Below are 14,822 nucleotides of genomic sequence, written 5' to 3' on the forward strand. Positions count from 1 at the left end.
GTTTTCCTGTCAGGACTGGGGAATAATGCTGATTTTGCCGTTCTTCTCCAGAATGGCAAACTTTATCTGATCAAGACGCTCCAGGCCCTGAGTGCTGCGCGCCGAGGCCAGAATATCCTCTGCGGTAATACCCGCCTTTTTCGCCCTGCGGGTTAACAGCTTGCCATCCTCTACCAGGATCAGTGAAGCGCCGTCAATCAACAGCTCCAGCCGGGGAAACCAGCCTTTCAAAGCCCCCAGCAGAATATCCATAACGATTAACGTGATGATAGTCAGGGCCGCGCCGGTGACGGAAAAATCATTTCCCAGCAGCGCCTGCTGGGTTGCTTCGCTGATAATCAACAGCAGGATAAAGTCGAAACTGGTCATTTCCAGCAGCGTTCGGCGTCCGGCAATTTTCAGCACTACCATCAGTAAAAAATACATGCTTATCGCACGTAATACCGTTTCCATCGCCGCTCTCCTATGGATAAACCCATTGTGTAAACTGCACGTTTCCCCCCTCGCTGTCGCTAATGGCAAAGCTATATTTGCCCGGCGACTGCGGCTGTCCGCCCAGCCAGATCGACGCGCCGTGATTCAGGCTTTGCGTCTGATACCAGAGCGTTAAGGTGCGATCGCGGCTCTCCGCACGCAGCGGCTGCGGCTGCATGCTTTGGAGCTGAAAATTATCGACGCCATCACCGCTAAGCGTTACGCGATACAGCCCGCGCTGCGGTTGCAGACGCAACGTCATCGCCATATCGCTTTGCTGCCGTCCAAACCGCTCATATTCGACCCGCAGCGTGCCGTTTGATGAAACCACTTCCCGGTCGCTCAGAAAGCCCTTAGAGAACAGGCCGCAGGCGCCGCTAATCACCACCGCCAGCAGCACAACATAGCCCAGCCGTTGGATACGCCATTCAATCCGCTGCCAGCGCATATGTTCCTGTACGGGATAGCTGCGGTTACGCCCTTCATCTTGCTGAAAATCGTCCATTTTCCTCTCCTCCTGTTACGTTCTGAGTTTAGCTGAAGCTGAATAAAGCGGCGGAATGGCGTAAGCTGATGCGCAACTGAAAACGGCTACGCAGAAGGAAAAATCATGCTGGAGAAAAAAATTGGCTTCATTGGCTGCGGCAATATGTCCAAAGCCATTATTGGTGGACTGATTGCGGGTGGACAGGTGAATGCGGCCCAGATTTGGGTTTACGATCGCAAAGAAGAAACCAATCAGGCGATGGCGCAGCAGTATGGCGTGACGCCGGGGCAAAGCGCCGAAGAAGTCGCGCGCGAGGCGGATATTCTGTTTGGTGCGGTCAAACCCAACGTGATTTTGAAAGTTTTAAAAGATGTCGCGGGCGCGCTGAATAAAGAGACGCTGGTGGTTTCTATCGCTGCGGGCATCACGCTGGACGCGCTGGCCATCGCGTTAGGACACGATCGTAAAATTGTACGCGTTATGCCGAACACGCCAGCGCTGGTTAATGAAGGCATGACCTCCGTTACGCCGAACCCGCTGGTAACGCAGGAAGAGACCGACGAAGTGCTGGCTATCTTCAACAGCTTCGGCAAAGCCGCCGTGGTGCCGGAATATTTGATTCATGCGGTAGTCGGTGTGAGCGGATCGGCCCCCGCCTATGTCTTTATGTTTATCGAAGCCATGGCGGATGCAGCGGTGCTGGGCGGCATGCCGCGAGCGCAGGCTTACCAGTTTGCTGCTCAGGCGGTGAAAGGCGCGGCGCAAATGGTGCTGGAAACCGGCAAGCATCCGGGTGAGCTGAAAGATATGGTTTGTTCGCCGGGCGGCACCACTATCGAGGCGGTAAAAGTGCTGGAAGAGAAAGGTCTGCGCTCAGCGGTCATTGCCGCGATGGAAAAATGTATGGACCGCTCTGAGGCCCTGAGCAAAAGCTGAATTCTGACTTTAATAATGTTCGCCGCCGCATGGCCGCGCGGCAAAGTTGTTAAACAAAAAAACCGCCATAATGCTATGGCGGTTTTATTTACAAAGTTAATCAGTAGCGAGGATGGTTAAGTAGCTTATCAATATAGCCGTGCAGCAAAGAAGCATCCTCTGCGCTGGCACCATCGGAAGCCGTTATTAACGCCTCAGTAATGCCTTGGTTTAACTCCTGACGCTGATCGTCACCCAGTTTTCGCAGCAGTGCGGTAACAACTATCTCCAGCGCTTCAACCTGGGCCACCAGCTCTTTAGACTCTGCTTCTTTTTCTGCCAGTTTAACCAGTAGTTCTGCAATGAGCTGTTTCATCACCCGATCCCGGTAACAATAGAAAAGCAGATACTATCACCACATTTAACAAAATAACAGCAGACGCTGCTGTTATTTTTACATATTTTATTGATTGCCCTACAAAATCGTGAGACAGAGCATAGAGACAGCGTAACGGAACTCATTTAAGACGTTCTGGACACGAAACCGGCTTCTGTTTCTGATAAATAGCATCTGTTATACGCGCCACTTTAAGCCACCGATGATTAATCATGAAACTATTCCCCGCTTCGTTTTAAAAAACAAGCGCAGCGAAATAACGCCTTCGCACGTCTTAAGAGTTATCCTGATTTACCCTAAAAAGCGAAAAAAGATATATTTTATTTACCTTTACCATCAGCAGCTTATAAAACAACAATCTCTAAAACAATTTAATATCTTATAAAATACAGCAAGTTATAATAAATGTAGCTTTCAGAAAGAGGACTGGAACAATAATAGTGCGCGACTACACTTTATATCGCTACAACGCAGAATATGAATTACGCAGGTAATGAAACATATTCTATGACGCTCACCAAAACTGGAAAGATAATCAGGAGACGATTATGGCAGAACATCGTGGTGGTTCAGGTAATTTCGCAGAAAACCGTGAAAAAGCGTCTGAAGCTGGTAAAAAAGGCGGACAGAATAGCGGCGGTAACTTTAAAAACGATCGTGAAAAAGCGTCCGAAGCGGGCAAAAAAGGCGGACAAAGTAGCAATAGCGGCCGTAAGTCCTGATCCGCTCGGGTTGCCGCACTAATGTGGTAATGCAAGCCTCAGCCCCTGAACGTGTTGCCTGGTTCGGGGTTCTTTTTGGGCTGAAAACAGGCAATAAAAAACCCGCCATCAGGCGGGTTTTTTGAATTCTGGCAGCTTAGCGTACGTTTACGTTAGCAGCAGCCGGACCTTTCGGGCCGTTTTCAATGGTGAACTCTACGTTCTGACCTTCTTCCAGAGTTTTGAAACCCTGGTTCTGGATTGCAGAGAAGTGTACGAACACGTCTTTGCTGCCGTCAGCCGGAGAAATAAAGCCGAAACCTTTCTCAGCGTTGAACCATTTTACTAAACCAGTCAGTTTTGCAGACATTTGTCTATCCTTCATTCAATATAAACGCCCAAGGGCACTAGGTTTGTGTACAGATGTTATGAGGCACTCAGGAAGGCGATACTGAAGAAGAAATATCAGAGATAACTCTTACACTGCAGACTGCTTTACTAAAACTGCTCGCATACCCGGTTCTGTTTAACAAACCGACGGTGCATTTACTCATAATCGCCAGGGCAATGCAAGCAGGATTTTACTTAATGCGGATAAATAAATCCTTGCCTCAGACACCAGCGCTACTCCATAAGGCACGGAAGGTCGATTGAGCGCATTCTTTATTTAATGCCATACGGGCATCGCACTAATTTACCGTTGATTTAATCAGTAAAAATAAAGGGACAGCCGATGACAGAATTGCTCCGCGCCATAGGGCTGGGTTTAGTGGTACTCCTGCCGTTAGCAAACCCGCTAACCACCGTCGCCTTGTTTCTGGGACTGGCGGGCGATATGGGCGCCAGTGAACGCAGGCGGCAGGCTTTCCAGGCTTCCTGCTACGTTTTTCTGATCATGACGGTCGCCTGGTATGCAGGTCAGGCGGTTATGGATACGTTCGGCATTTCTATTCCCGGCCTGCGTATCGCCGGCGGACTAATCGTCGCCTTTATCGGCTTTCGCATGCTTTTTCCACAACAGCCTGCAGGGCAGTCGGTAGAAGCAAAGCATAAGCGTGACGAATTAAATACGTGCGAAACGGTCAATATCGCCTTTGTACCGCTGGCGATGCCCAGCACCGCCGGGCCGGGTACCATTGCGATGATTATCAGCTCCGCCTCGACGTTGCGCGGCAGCGTAGAGTTTTCTCCGTGGGTGGTTGCCGTGGCGCCGGTAGCGACCTTCTTGTGCGTCAGCCTGATCTTATGGCTCTGCCTGCGCAGCTCCGGCGCTATTATGCGCTGGACTGGCAAAAGCGGTATCGAGGCGATTTCACGTCTGATGGGCTTTTTACTGGTGTGTATGGGCGTACAGTTCATTATTAACGGCATACTGGAAGTGATTCACGGCTTCCAACTCAATTAAAAATTGTCAGCCGCTAAAAATATTTCATTTTGTTACTGACTTTTCTTGCGCTCGCTTCTATGTTTAAAAAATCACCACCTTTGTTTCAGTGGTGAACTATCTCTCCGTTTTGCCTGGCTGAGGCAGAGTTATCCTGTCACCGATCGGCAGCTTAACGCCAACTGGTGATGCGTTTTTGGAGGTTGAGCATGAGAACACAATCCACCAGCGCTGGCCGGGAAATCACCGACTATTTTAACAGCCCGGCCTGGCACGCCCCGAAAGAGGCTGAGCTATTGGCGATTATCATGACGGAACTCATGCAGGCGGGTAAACCCGTGACCGATAAGGCGCTCATCGCCAGCGTTATTAAAAAGCTCGATTTAGAAAAAGATGAAAGCGTTCTGCAAAGCTATCGCAATGTGTTAGCCCAGCTGATGGAAGGCACCTCTGACTGATACGGCAGACGCCTTACCGAAACCACAAATACCAGAACAGGGCCGTTTCCGCCGGATGCGCATGCAGCGCCCGATAAAGGTGACGATCGATACCGCCCAGTTCGAAACCCATTTTTTCGTACAGCAGACAGGCAGCGACATTGGTGTTTTGCGTCTCCAGCGTTACGCCGACCAGCTGCTGCTCGCGCGCCCAGTCAATGGCGCGCTGTAACAGCGCGCAGCCGCAGCCGCTGCGGCGAAAAGCGCTATCAACCGCAATATCTTCCACCAGCGCCAGTCCGTTCCAGTTGCGGCTGACCGCCAGGTAGCCCGCAGGCTGCTCATTCACCCGCGCGGCAAACAGGGCGCCATCGCGACTGTTAAGCAAGGCGGCAAACTGCTGCGGATCATTAAAATAGTTTTTTTCGCGCGCCTCTACCTGGTACAGCCCTTCGCGCACCGGACGGTCAAAAACCGCCGCCAGCTCCTGCGTCACGGTAAAGCGGTAATCGAGCGCCTGCAGCGCCGGCAGCAGCGCTGGCGTGGCTTCCATTACCTCTACGTTTTTTTGCTGTTGCATCGTCCCTGCTCCCCGCCGTGGTGATTATCGTTCGCCGTGTTGCTGCGTTTTTTCAAGCGTAGCCGATTGTGACAACGCTGCACCCTGCGGTGAAAAAGAGATAAAAAAAATCCCGCACGCGGCGGGATGAATAAGACGAGCATTGCACTGTTATATGACGGGGAGATCATTCTGTTTCCCACACACTATCCGCTGCAGATGACAGCAACGTGACAGCAAATGCTCACTTTCGTTAAAAGCCTTAGCCGCAGTAAACACGGGTAATCACATTATCTTTATCGCCGAGGAAATTAAGCCGGTTGAGATTAAAATCCATCGTGACCGCAGAGTGGTAGGGAATAGCGCGTACCGGATGTTCAAAGCGCAGACTGCTGAGCGCCGACAGCGGTTTCCCTACATAATTTTGATAGCTGGAGGCGCCGCAACGGTCCGCATCGGGATCGGTCACCGCTGCGCTATCAGAACTTTTTTGTCCATGTTGACAGGCCGCCAGCGTAAAAAGCGCCATAACCATTACGGCTTTTCCATAAAATTTCACCTTAACTCTCCTCTTCGGCATATTGGTTCAGCAACTGACCTTAAAGCCTAACAGATCGTCTGGCGAGCGTGCAGGCCTTTATCCTGCGCTTAAATGTGACCTCACCCGTAAATGCGGCACGATTTGCGTAAATTTCACGCAATCTTTTCCTATAATTTCCTAAGACTTTTCTTAGGAGGTGCTTATGGAACTGGTTGTCTTTATCGGCTTTGCGGTGCTGATGACCTGTGTGGCCGTCCGTGTTCGCTAAGCCTCCTGACGGGTCAGCCCGGCTGGCCCGTTTCATTGCTCTTTTTCTCTCCGGCAATCTCCAGCAAGCGCATAAAATCCTCTGCCGGCATCGGCCGGCCCAGAAAGTATCCCTGCCCTTCATCACAGGCAATTGCCTGTAGCTCGGCAAACTGTTCGGCATTTTCAATGCCTTCTGCCGTGATCACCAGCGAAAACGCCTTGCCCAGCCCGATAATGCCGTTAACGATAGAGTGCGCCTGCTGCGAATGCGGAAAATCCTTCATATAAGAGCGATCCATTTTCAACCCATCAAACGGGAAGGTTTTCAGATAGCCCAGCGAAGCGTAGCCCGATCCAAAATCATCCACCGTCAGCCGCACGCCGAGCGCTTTCAGGCGTTGCATAATCCGTAGCGCTTTTTCCGGGTTTTCAAGAGTGACGTTTTCGGTGATCTCCAGCTCAAGCCGTTCAGCGGGCAGCCCCGTTACTTTCAGCACGCTGGCCACGCGCCCGGCAAGATCGCCACGGCAGAACTCAATCGGAGAGATATTGACCGAAACGTAAAATGCTCCCGGCCAGCTTAGCGCATCGCGACAGGCGCGCTGCAACACCCAGTCGCTGACAGGAATAATCAGTCCGGTCTCCTCCGCCAGCGGAATAAAGCTGTCGGGCATCACCAGAGCGGGCGGCGAAGGCTGCCAGCGCAGCAGCGCTTCCGCGCCGTCCATTTTGCCGCTGTGCAGCGAATAGCGCGGCTGATAAAACAGACGCAGCTCATCGCGGGCGACCGCCTGGCCCAGCGCGCGCTCCATTTCCCGGCGCCGTACCAGCTGTTCCGACATCTCTGGCGAGTAAAATACCCAACGGTTGCGTCCCAGGTTTTTTGACTGATAGAGCGCAATATCGGCCATTCGCAGCAGCTCCTCCGGCTGTAACGCATCCTGCGGCGCGCAGGCGATGCCGATAGACGCGCCGATCTGCACTGACTGGCCCGCCACCTCAAATGGCTTGCGGATCTCCTCCATCAGGCAACGGCAACGCGCCTCAATCTCCTGCTGGCTGGTCAGGCCGCTCAGCAGCAAAATGAATTCGTCACCGCCCTGGCGCGACAACAGATCGTCTTCGTTCAGGCAAACCCGCAGCCGTTGGGAGACTTCGTTCAACACCCGATCGCCAGCGGCGTGGCCGTACAGGTCATTAACCGGTTTAAAATGATCGAGATCGAGGCTCAGCATCACCAACGGCTGCGCAGCGGTGGGCTGCGCCTGCAGTTTGCCGCTGAGAAACTCATTCATGCGATGCCGGTTCGGCAGCCCGGTTAAGGTATCGTGCTGCGAGAGATACTGAATGCGCGCCTGCGCCTCTACTTCCAGCGTAATATCGGAAACTGTGCCGCGGAATCCCAGCTTCTTGCCCTGCACTTCGATCGGTTTCGCCACCAGGCTACAGATACGCTCCTTGCCCTGCGCCGAATGATAATGACAGCGCAGCGTCCGGCAATCGCTTCCGGCGCTCTGGCGCTGCATCCACTCGGAGACCGAGTGACCGCTGCTCACTAACAGCTCGTCGATCGGTTTACCCAGCTGCACCGTAATATCGTATCCGGTGACCGCCGTAAAACGGGTGGAAAGATAGGTTATTACGCCGCGCGCATCGGTTTCCCATATCCAGTCGGAGGCAGCCTCCGCCACATCGCGAAAGCGCGCTTCGCTGTCGCTCAGCTCACGCTGGCTCTGCCGCAGTTGCTCGAAACGCCAGTCGGAGAGGCGCGCATTATCCATCGCGTGCCGAATGACGCGTCGGGAAATAATGCCCAGCATCAGCATCGTCAGCCCCAGCAGCGGTACGGTAAACATCAGCAGATGGTGTCCCGGCTCACTGCTCTGCCAGCTAACCCGTAGCGGATCGCCCTGCTCCAGCGACAACAGCAAACTCGCCGACACGATTTTCTTTCCGTCAGTAAGATGCGCACTACTGACGCCGACGCTGTTCCCCAGCGCCAACAGCTTGCGCGGCGTATAAAGATCGACAAAAACCAGCACCGAAGGCGGCCCGGCCATCGTTCCCAGCCCTGGCACTTTCCCGGTGGTAATCGGCGCGGCGGCAACAATCGCCGGAAGGTTTTCAATGCGCGCATTTTTCACCAGCGCGCTTTCATCGCTCAAAAAGCCACGCGCCTGTTGCACAATGGTCGCGCTCTGGCTGCCCAACCAGCTTTCCAGCGGCATATCGGAAAGCTTGCCGTTAATCACGGCGTAGCGCGTCCGTCCGCTGCCATCCACCACGAAAACGCCTTCATAATGGTATTCGCTGTAAAGCCCCGGCCCCAGATTCTGCTGATCGAAAGCCCAGCTCTTATCGACCGTCAGATGTAAGTGATTCCAGGCTTCTCCCCAGAAGGCGTAATCGCGAATATCGGTCAGAATCGACTGCTGGCGCGCCTGCCAGGCGTTACGCAGCAGAAATTTCTCCTGTGACAGCGCCGCGCTATTTTGGCGCATGGCGATAGCGATAATAAAGACAGCGGTGGTCATCAGCACCGCCGCTAACATACAGCCCAGCACCAGCAGCGTCCGGCGAGTAAACAAGGTCGCCGGTGTAGCGTCGGCGCGCAGGTTAAAAGGTAATAAAGAAGGTAAGTTCATTTACAAGACCCTGGTGATAATGCGTTACACAACCTCCGCTGTTGGTTACGCAGCAACTGTCGCGGCGCGGCGTATGCTCCTGCTTTTTTCACGCTTACAACCGTTATCGGCCCCTCGCCTCGACTATTTAGCAAAAAAGCACCGCTATGCACGCGCCTCGACAGCGATCCTGGTGATTGTTACACTCGCGCACTTCCTCTTTGATCTACGCCGCCTATGAAAATCCACCACGACAGAATCGTGCTGACGCTGTTCTACCTCGGCAGTTTTGCCCTCTATTACCTGATTACGCTGGCGATTTCCTTGTTTCCTAATTACGGCGAATTACAGCAAAAAGGTTTGCTGGTGCCGGTTCTCTGCCTTTTTGAGTTTGCCGTGCTGTGGCCGATGTATCGTTTTGCGCAGGCGCGTTACGGCGATATTCCGCTGGGGCGGCTGCAGACGAAGCCGACGCTGCTGTTTATCCTGCTGTTACTGGGGCTGATGGTGCTACAAACGCAATTTTTACAGCCGGAGCGCTGGCTGGAGGAGCAGGTGCGCCAGACGCCTTTTTCACTCTGGATCATGCTGCTTTCCGCCGTCCTGCTGGCACCAATTTTTGAAGAGATTTTGTTCCGCGGATTTTTATTACAGGCGTTTCTGCTATGGGCGCCGCGCAGCCGCCTGCCCTGTATTGTGCTGACCTCATTGCTGTTCGCGGCAATGCACACGCAATATATTCACTGGCAGACCATCGCCGTGCTGACGCTTTTCTCGATACTGCTGTGTTACGCGCGCCTGCGCAGCAACGGTTTGCTGCTGCCGATATTCCTGCATATGCTTAATAATCTGATCGCGCTGCTGCCTTCTTTATTGTTCGTCTTACAAGCCAGTTAGAGATGTTTATAACCATTTTAACGAACTTATAACTTTTTAAGCTAAGCATAGCGGATAATCAACTATCAGCACGCCGGGCAGTTCCCTTACACTCGCGAAAAAACGGTAAGGAAACGTCATGAAACCTTTTGCTTATGCAGTCCTGACGCTGGCCCTGAGTGCCAGCTTCGCCGCCAACGCGGCGACGCCACCCGATACGTTGGTTATCGCTCAGTCGATTGACGACGCCAACAGCTTCGATCCGGCGGAAGGCTTTGAACTGACTTCAGTTCAGGCTTTCACTAATCTTTATCAACGTTTGGTGCAATCCGATCCGCAGAATCCTAACGAGCTGAAGCCGACGCTGGCAAGCAGCTGGGAGGCGGGTAAAGACAACCGCAGTCTGACCGTCACGCTGCGCGACAGCGCGACCTTCGCCTCCGGCAATCCGGTGCGCCCGGAAGATGTCATTTTCTCACTGTCGCGTGTCGTCAAGCTGAACCTCGATCCCTCTTTTATCCTCACCCAGCTCGGCTGGACCAAAGAGAACGTGGACAGCCAGCTGAAAAAAATCGACGCCAACCATGTGCAGATTAGCTGGCAGGCCAATGTCAGTCCGGCCTATGTATTAAGCCTGCTGGCCGCGCCGGTAGCGTCAATTCTCGATGCCAAAACGGTGCTGGCGAATCAGCAGAATAACGATCTCGGCAATAAGTGGCTGGCGACCCACTCCGCCGGCAGCGGCCCGTTCCAGATCCGCCGCTACGTGCCGCATGAAGTGGTGCTGTTAACCGCCAACCCGCGTTCGCCGGGCGATGCGCCGAAACTGAAAAATATTCTGATTAAAAACGTGCCGGAAGCGGCGACGCGTCGTCTGCTGCTTGAGCAGGGCGATGCCGATATTGCCCGCAACCTGGGCGTCGATCAGATTTCCGCGCTGAAAGGCAAGCCGGGCGTGAAGCCGCTGGCGATTCCAATGGCGTCGCTTTACTACATGCAGTTCAATATCGACGCGCAGCCGGCATTGAAAAATCCAGCCCTGTGGGAAGCGGCGCGCTATCTGTTTGACTACCACGGCATCGCTGACGATCTGCTGAAAGGCCAGTTCCAGGTGCATCAGTCGTTCCTGCCGGCCGGCTTCCCCGGCGCGCTGAACGAGACGCCGTACCAGTACGATCCCGAAAAAGCGAAGGCGATTTTAGCCAAAGCGGGCCTGAAAGATGTCAGCTTTAAGCTGGCGGTCAGCAACCAGCCGCCGTACCTGGATATTGCCCAGGCGCTGCAGGCCAGCTTTGCCAAAGGCGGCATTAAAGTCGAGCTGATTCCCGGCCTGAGTACCGAAGTCTCGACCAATGTGAAAGCGCACAAATATGAAGCGACCCTGAACGCCTGGGGCGCGGACTATTTCGATCCTAATACCAACGCTTCCGCCTTTGCCTATAACCCGGAAGATGGCAGCAAAACGCTTGCCTGGCGCTCCAACTGGCATATTCCTGAACTGAGTAAACAGACGCTGGCGGCAACGGCGGAAAGCGATCCGGCGAAGCGTATCGCGCTTTATCAGGCAATGCAGCGTGACGTGATGAAAAACTCGCCGTACGTAATCGGTCTGCAGGCGCGCAACCTGATCGCCGTGCGCGATAACCTGAAAGGCTACGTGCAGGGCATCAACCCCGATATGGTCTACTACAGCCAGGTCAGTAAGTAATGGCTAATTCTGCAACACAGGCCGGGCTTGCCCGGCAATTCTGGCGTGGCGGCAGTCGGCTGATCACCAGCCTGCTCTCACTGCTGGTCACGCTACTGGGCCTGCTGGCCTTTACCTTTATGCTCTCGCACCTGTCACCGGTCGATCCGGTATTACAGGTGGCAGGCGATCGCGCCAGTGAATCCACCTATCAGCAGGTGCGTCACGACTTAGGTCTGGATCAGCCGCTGCCGGTGCAGTTCTGGCGCTATCTGGAACATCTGGCGCGCGGCGATTTAGGGATGTCCCATATCACCGCGCAGCCGGTGGTCAGCGATCTGGCGCGCGCGTTTCCGGCCACGCTGGAGCTGGCGACCTGCGCCATGATTTTTGGCGCAGTGTTCGGCATTACGCTGGCGTTGCTGGCGGCCTGGAAACCGGGCGGCCTGCTGGATAATCTGGCGCGGCTGATCTCTCTGCTGGGTTATTCGGTGCCGGTATTCTGGCTTGGCCTGCTGGGACTACTGTTGTTTTATGCGGTGCTGCACTGGTCGGCTGGCCCCGGACGGCTGGATGATATCTGGATTTATACGCTGGAGCCGAAAACCGGTCTGGTGCTGGTGGATAGCTGGCTGTCTGGCGACCGTGAGATGTTCCGCAACGCCATCGCCCATTTATGGCTGCCGGTGGCGGTGCTGGGCATGCTGTCGATGGCGGCCATTACCCGTTTGCTACGCGCCGCCCTGCTGGAAGAGAACGGCAAAGAGTATGTTACGCTGGCGCGCGCCAAAGGCGCCAGCCGCACCCGTATTCTGCTGTGTCATATCTTCCCTAACGTGCGCGGCACGCTGATTACCGTGCTGGGGCTTTCCTACGCCACGCTGCTGGAAGGCTCGGTGCTGACCGAAACGGTGTTTGCCTGGCCCGGCGTGGGTCGCTATCTCACCACCGCGCTGTTTGCCTCCGACGTGCCCGCTATTCTGGGCTCAACGCTGCTGATCGGCGGCTGCTTCGTGCTGTTAAACGCGCTGGTTGATGCGCTGACCTGGTTAACCGATCCGAGAACACGATGACACAACATTTATCCGATGCGGAAATCGTCACGCCTGCACCGCGCCGCCGCCGCCGCCTGACCACGCTGGTTATTGGCGGTACGCTGGTAGCCATTCTGGTGCTGACCGCATTACTGGCGCCGCTGCTGGCGCCGTTCGATCCCAATGCGCAAACCATTTCTGCCCGCCTGCTGGCGCCCTCCGCCGCGCACTGGTTCGGCACCGATGGCTTTGGCCGTGATCTGCTGTCGCGCGTGATTTACGGCGCGCGCCCTACGCTGCTGCTGGTCTCGCTGATTTTAGTGCTGACCATTCCGGTCGGGCTGCTGATCGGCATTACGGCGGGCTATATTGGCGGCTGGACCGAGCGCGTACTGATGCGTATTACCGATATTTTCCTTTCTCTGCCGAACCTGGTGATCGCGCTGGCGCTGGTTTCCATTCTCGGCCCTGGCCTGCTGAACGGTGCGCTGGCGCTGGCGTTAACCAGCTGGCCGCCCTTTGCCCGCCAGGCACGGGCCGAAACCCTGGCGCTGCGCCGCAGCGATTACCTCGCTGCCGCACGTATGCAGGGCATTACCGGGCTGCGCCTGATGTTCGGCCATATTCTGCCGCTCTGCCTGCCCAGCGCGGTGGTGCGCGCCGCGCTGAGCCTCGGCGGAATTATTCTTTCCGCCGCCGGTCTGGGCTTTCTCGGCATGGGCGTCCAGCCGCCGACCGCCGAATGGGGCTCGATGGTAGCCGAAGGGAGTAAGGTGATTTTCGATCAGTGGTGGGTGGCAGCCGCGCCGGGCGGCGCCATTCTGTTCGCCAGCCTGGCCTTTAACCTGACAGGCGACGGCCTGCGCGACCGACTGGATACCCGCAATGACAGCTGAACCGTTAATCATCGCAGAAAACCTCACCATTCACAGCGGCACAACGCCGCTGGTAAAGCCGATTAGCTTTACGCTGGGACGCGAGCGCGTGGCGCTGGTCGGCGAATCGGGTTCCGGCAAATCGTTAACCGCTCGCTCGCTGATGGGACTGCTGGCGCCAGGGCTGCATTTGCAGGCGCGTCAGCTTCAGGTGGCGGGACGGGATGCCCTGACGCTGAATGAGAAGCGCTGGAGCCAGCTGCGCGGTAGCGAGCTGGCGATGGTGATGCAGGATCCGAAATATGCCTTAAATCCCACGCGCACTATCGGCTGGCAAGTGGAAGAACCGCTGAAGTTGCATCATCGCCTGAGCCGCGCCGAGCGCCGGGAAAAGGTGGCAGAGATGCTGGCGGCGGTGGGTTTGCCGCAGCCGACACAGCTGATGACGCGTTATCCGCACCAGCTCTCCGGCGGCATGGGCCAGCGCGTGATGCTGGCGATCGCGCTGATCGCCGATCCGCAATTTCTGATCGCCGATGAGCCAACCTCCGCGCTCGATCATGCGATGCGCGATCAGGTGCTGGCGTTGATCCGGCGGCTGGTTGAGGAGCGCAATATGGGATTACTGCTGATCAGTCACGATCTGCAGCAGGTCTCAGAACACTGCGAGCGCGTTATGGTGATGTATAAAGGCCAGCTGCTCGACAGCCTGCCCGCCGCCGAACTGCCGCGCGCCACGCATCCTTATACGCGCACGCTGTGGGCCTGCCGGCCCAGCAAGGCGACACACGGTCAGCCGTTGCCGGTACTGGATCGCGTGGCGCTGGAGAAGGAGCTGGAACATGATTGAGATGCAAAATCTGAGCGTGGCGCACCGGCACGGCTACGATCTGCGCACGGTAGTGCATGACGTTTCGCTGACGGTCAACGCGGGCGAATGCTTCGGGCTGGTCGGCCCTTCCGGCTGCGGCAAATCATCGCTGTTGTGGGTAATGGCTGGCCTGAATCCGCACTGGGAAGGCACTATGCAGCTGGCCGGTCATCAGGCGCAGCCGGGCAAAGCCTTTACCGGCGATCTGCGGCGCGACGTGCAGATGGTTTTTCAGGATCCCTACGCCTCGCTGCATCCACGTCATCGTCTGCGACGGACGCTGGCGGAACCGCTGAAGCTGCTGAAACAGGATAATATCAACGATCGCATCAGCGCCGGCTTGCGCCATGTAGGTCTCGATCCGGCGCTGGCCGATCGCTATCCGCATCAGCTGTCCGGCGGCCAGCGTCAGCGCGTGGCGATTGTGCGCGCGTTGTTGCTCCAGCCCAAAGTGCTGCTGCTGGATGAGCCGACCTCGGCGCTGGATATGTCGGTGCAGGCGGAAATCCTGAACCTGCTGAATCAGCTGAAACAGCAGGATGGCCTGACCATGGTACTGGTCAGTCACGATCCCGATGTGATCGATCATATGTGCGATCGTGCCGTACAGATGGCCGAAGGCCGCATTGTCGGCACCCGCCACGCGGCGTAGTGCGCTGGCGTCGGCTGGCAAAAACAACAAAGGCGGCTCACACGGGCCGCCTTTTTTCA

At 55.6% G+C, this 14,822-nt stretch carries 17 protein-coding genes; 10 read left to right on the forward strand and 7 right to left on the reverse strand.

The features are described 5' to 3' along the window. Positions 1 to 9 precede the first annotated feature (9 nt). Positions 10 to 453, reverse strand: a complete 444-nt coding sequence (locus tag P3C52_RS02005; RefSeq protein WP_275553560.1) for a YetF domain-containing protein — start codon at positions 451 to 453, stop codon at positions 10 to 12. Positions 454 to 463: 10 nt separating this feature from the next. Beyond that, the gene (locus P3C52_RS02010) at positions 464 to 979 is read right to left on the reverse strand and encodes a hypothetical protein (protein WP_275553561.1); all 516 of its coding nucleotides are present in this window, start codon (positions 977 to 979) and stop codon (positions 464 to 466) included. A gap of 105 nt (positions 980 to 1,084) precedes the next feature. On the opposite strand from P3C52_RS02010, the gene proC reads away from it, so the two are divergent. Further along, positions 1,085 to 1,897 (forward strand): pyrroline-5-carboxylate reductase, encoded by an 813-nt coding sequence (proC, locus tag P3C52_RS02015; RefSeq protein WP_275553562.1) that lies wholly within the window; start codon positions 1,085 to 1,087, stop codon positions 1,895 to 1,897. Between the two features lie 100 nt (positions 1,898 to 1,997). Here proC and iraP read toward each other — a convergent pair whose 3' ends face one another. Next, on the reverse strand, positions 1,998 to 2,252 hold the full coding sequence (iraP, locus tag P3C52_RS02020) for an anti-adapter protein IraP (RefSeq protein ID WP_275553563.1): 255 nt from the start codon (positions 2,250 to 2,252) through the stop codon (positions 1,998 to 2,000). A 569-nt stretch (positions 2,253 to 2,821) separates the two neighbouring features. On the opposite strand from iraP, the gene P3C52_RS02025 reads away from it, so the two are divergent. Beyond that, positions 2,822 to 2,995 carry a general stress protein gene (locus P3C52_RS02025; RefSeq protein WP_275553564.1) on the forward strand — a complete coding sequence of 58 codons (174 nt, stop codon included), beginning with the start codon at positions 2,822 to 2,824 and terminating at the stop codon, positions 2,993 to 2,995. Between the two features lie 136 nt (positions 2,996 to 3,131). Here P3C52_RS02025 and cspA read toward each other — a convergent pair whose 3' ends face one another. After that, entirely contained in the window at positions 3,132 to 3,344 is a 213-nt protein-coding gene (cspA, locus tag P3C52_RS02030) for an RNA chaperone/antiterminator CspA (RefSeq protein WP_103058889.1), read from the reverse strand. Between the two features lie 363 nt (positions 3,345 to 3,707). Here cspA and P3C52_RS02035 point away from each other — a divergent pair, with 363 nt between their 5' ends. Both P3C52_RS02035 and P3C52_RS02040 read left to right on the forward strand, forming a co-directional pair. Beyond that, positions 3,708 to 4,379, forward strand: coding sequence for a MarC family NAAT transporter (locus P3C52_RS02035; protein WP_275553565.1), 672 nt, complete (start codon positions 3,708 to 3,710; stop codon positions 4,377 to 4,379). A 188-nt stretch (positions 4,380 to 4,567) separates the two neighbouring features. Beyond that, positions 4,568 to 4,816 (forward strand): biofilm development regulator YmgB/AriR family protein, encoded by a 249-nt coding sequence (locus tag P3C52_RS02040; RefSeq protein WP_275553566.1) that lies wholly within the window; start codon positions 4,568 to 4,570, stop codon positions 4,814 to 4,816. 13 nt (positions 4,817 to 4,829) lie between these two features. Here the strand turns inward: P3C52_RS02040 and P3C52_RS02045 are convergent, their stop codons facing one another. The 3 genes from P3C52_RS02045 to P3C52_RS02055 all read right to left on the reverse strand — a co-directional run bounded on the left by P3C52_RS02045 (position 4,830) and on the right by P3C52_RS02055 (position 8,789). Then, positions 4,830 to 5,375, reverse strand: a complete 546-nt coding sequence (locus tag P3C52_RS02045; protein ID WP_275553567.1) for a GNAT family N-acetyltransferase — start codon at positions 5,373 to 5,375, stop codon at positions 4,830 to 4,832. A gap of 241 nt (positions 5,376 to 5,616) precedes the next feature. Beyond that, complete coding sequence (locus P3C52_RS02050; RefSeq protein WP_275553568.1) at positions 5,617 to 5,913, reverse strand: I78 family peptidase inhibitor; 297 nt, start codon at positions 5,911 to 5,913, stop codon at positions 5,617 to 5,619. A gap of 263 nt (positions 5,914 to 6,176) precedes the next feature. Continuing rightward, positions 6,177 to 8,789 carry an EAL domain-containing protein gene (locus tag P3C52_RS02055; RefSeq protein ID WP_275553569.1) on the reverse strand — a complete coding sequence of 871 codons (2,613 nt, stop codon included), beginning with the start codon at positions 8,787 to 8,789 and terminating at the stop codon, positions 6,177 to 6,179. Between the two features lie 216 nt (positions 8,790 to 9,005). On the opposite strand from P3C52_RS02055, the gene P3C52_RS02060 reads away from it, so the two are divergent. The 6 genes from P3C52_RS02060 to P3C52_RS02085 all read left to right on the forward strand — a co-directional run bounded on the left by P3C52_RS02060 (position 9,006) and on the right by P3C52_RS02085 (position 14,763). Continuing rightward, entirely contained in the window at positions 9,006 to 9,665 is a 660-nt protein-coding gene (locus P3C52_RS02060; protein ID WP_275553570.1) for a type II CAAX endopeptidase family protein, read from the forward strand. 118 nt (positions 9,666 to 9,783) lie between these two features. Beyond that, complete coding sequence (locus P3C52_RS02065; RefSeq protein ID WP_275553571.1) at positions 9,784 to 11,352, forward strand: ABC transporter substrate-binding protein; 1,569 nt, start codon at positions 9,784 to 9,786, stop codon at positions 11,350 to 11,352. Further along, a complete protein-coding gene (locus P3C52_RS02070; protein ID WP_275553572.1) occupies positions 11,352 to 12,404 on the forward strand; it encodes an ABC transporter permease in 1,053 nt (350 codons plus the stop codon). Before P3C52_RS02065 ends, P3C52_RS02070 begins: the two co-directional genes overlap by 1 nt. Continuing rightward, the gene (locus P3C52_RS02075) at positions 12,401 to 13,261 is read left to right on the forward strand and encodes an ABC transporter permease (protein ID WP_275553573.1); all 861 of its coding nucleotides are present in this window, start codon (positions 12,401 to 12,403) and stop codon (positions 13,259 to 13,261) included. The genes P3C52_RS02070 and P3C52_RS02075 overlap by 4 nt, the downstream gene beginning before the upstream one ends. Beyond that, on the forward strand, positions 13,251 to 14,090 hold the full coding sequence (locus P3C52_RS02080) for an ABC transporter ATP-binding protein (RefSeq protein WP_275553574.1): 840 nt from the start codon (positions 13,251 to 13,253) through the stop codon (positions 14,088 to 14,090). Before P3C52_RS02075 ends, P3C52_RS02080 begins: the two co-directional genes overlap by 11 nt. Then, positions 14,083 to 14,763: an ABC transporter ATP-binding protein gene (locus tag P3C52_RS02085; RefSeq protein ID WP_275553575.1), complete on the forward strand. Its 681-nt coding sequence runs from the start codon at positions 14,083 to 14,085 to the stop codon at positions 14,761 to 14,763. Before P3C52_RS02080 ends, P3C52_RS02085 begins: the two co-directional genes overlap by 8 nt. Positions 14,764 to 14,822: the final 59 nt, after the last annotated feature.

It is taken from the genome of Mixta sp. Marseille-Q2659, from assembly GCF_940807255.1.
Classification (GTDB): Bacteria; Pseudomonadota; Gammaproteobacteria; order Enterobacterales; family Enterobacteriaceae; genus Mixta.